Genomic DNA, 1,116 nt, shown 5'->3' on the forward strand with positions numbered 1-1,116 from the left:
TCTAAACACAACCGGAAGCATGTTGAAGGGACCTCTTAAAGTTGATGGTGCGGAAGTTTATAGCAAAAATGAAGCTCTTGTTGCTCTTCAAGAAATACGTGATGAAATCACGAAATTAAGAAAAGCGACGTCCCCCCTTGAAATCCTCATGACAGAAAGTGGCACTATCCCGTTTCCTGAAGGTATGACCGATAACACAGAAATTGAAATATGGGCATGGGGTGGTGGCGGAGGTGGGGGAGATGGGGCCAAAGGTAAATCCAGCTACGGTGGCGGCGGCGGCAGTGGAGGCCAAAGTGTGTATGTTAAAATTAAAGCTTCACAGTTAAAATCCGCAAAAATTATTGAAATTGGTCGAGGTGGACGAGGCGCTTCTCCGGGAGGCGGTGGAGGTGGTGGTGGTTATACACGCATTGAAGGAATTATTACAGCATATGGGGGGCCAGGAGGAGGAGGTGGTGGTGGTGGCAGCGGCGGCGTATCAAGTTTCAATGGTAGTTTTGGGGGCGATGCTAGTTCTAATGGTTATAGAGGTAGTTCTTTTATTTACGCTGGTGGGAATGGCGGCAACGGTGGTAGTGGTCATGGTGGAAATTCTTTTTTTGGCGGCGGCGGCGGTGGGGGTGCTGGTGCTAATAATGGTAACGGCGGTTATGGCGGAGAGAGCCATAAAGGTGGCAGAGGTGGTAAAGGCTGCAAAGGCAGTGGACAAGGAGGAGGTGGTGGTGGTGGTTATTTCCCAGGAGAAGATGGTGGTGTTGGTAAAGGAGGAAATGGCGGTAATGGAGCAGTGTTGTTGAGATTTTTTATATAGGAGCACTTCATGGAATATGCAGTTGTTGAAAATGGTGTGGTAACAAATATTATCGTAGCGTCAGAAGATTATGTTCATGCCTTTGATGGTGAGGCAATCGCCTCAAGTGAAGCGCAGATCGGCTGGACTTATAAGGATGGAGTCTTCTCTCCTCCCGTTGTTGAGGAAAGCACAAAACAGCTCTCATCTACTGAAATGACAGAAACAGACGCACCCGTAGAGCCCATAGAAGAACTACAAGAGAAAGATAATCAAGTCTAGGCGATAAGGCTTGTATGATTTTCTTTCTTTAAAGTCCTTTT

General features: G+C 47.3%; 1 protein-coding gene and 1 pseudogene. Both read left to right on the forward strand.

Features of this window, described 5'->3' with window-relative positions; translation table 11 throughout:
- Positions 1–814: pseudogene (locus tag ACFIKE_RS11065) on the forward strand (hypothetical protein); the annotation flags it as partial.
- A gap of 9 nt (positions 815–823) precedes the next feature.
- Complete coding sequence (locus ACFIKE_RS11070) at positions 824–1,075, forward strand: hypothetical protein (RefSeq protein ID WP_375649973.1); 252 nt, start codon at positions 824–826, stop codon at positions 1,073–1,075.
- The last annotated feature ends 41 nt before the right edge of the window (positions 1,076–1,116 follow it).

It is taken from the genome of Bartonella sp. MU70NMGDW (genome assembly GCF_042194085.1).
GTDB classification, from domain to species: Bacteria; Pseudomonadota; Alphaproteobacteria; order Rhizobiales; family Rhizobiaceae; genus Bartonella; species Bartonella grahamii.

Coding starts and splice junctions, on each gene's coding strand:
- ACFIKE_RS11070 (WP_375649973.1), top strand. CDS start 824: ATGGAATATGCAGTTGTTGAAAATGGTGTGGTAACAAATATTATCGTA.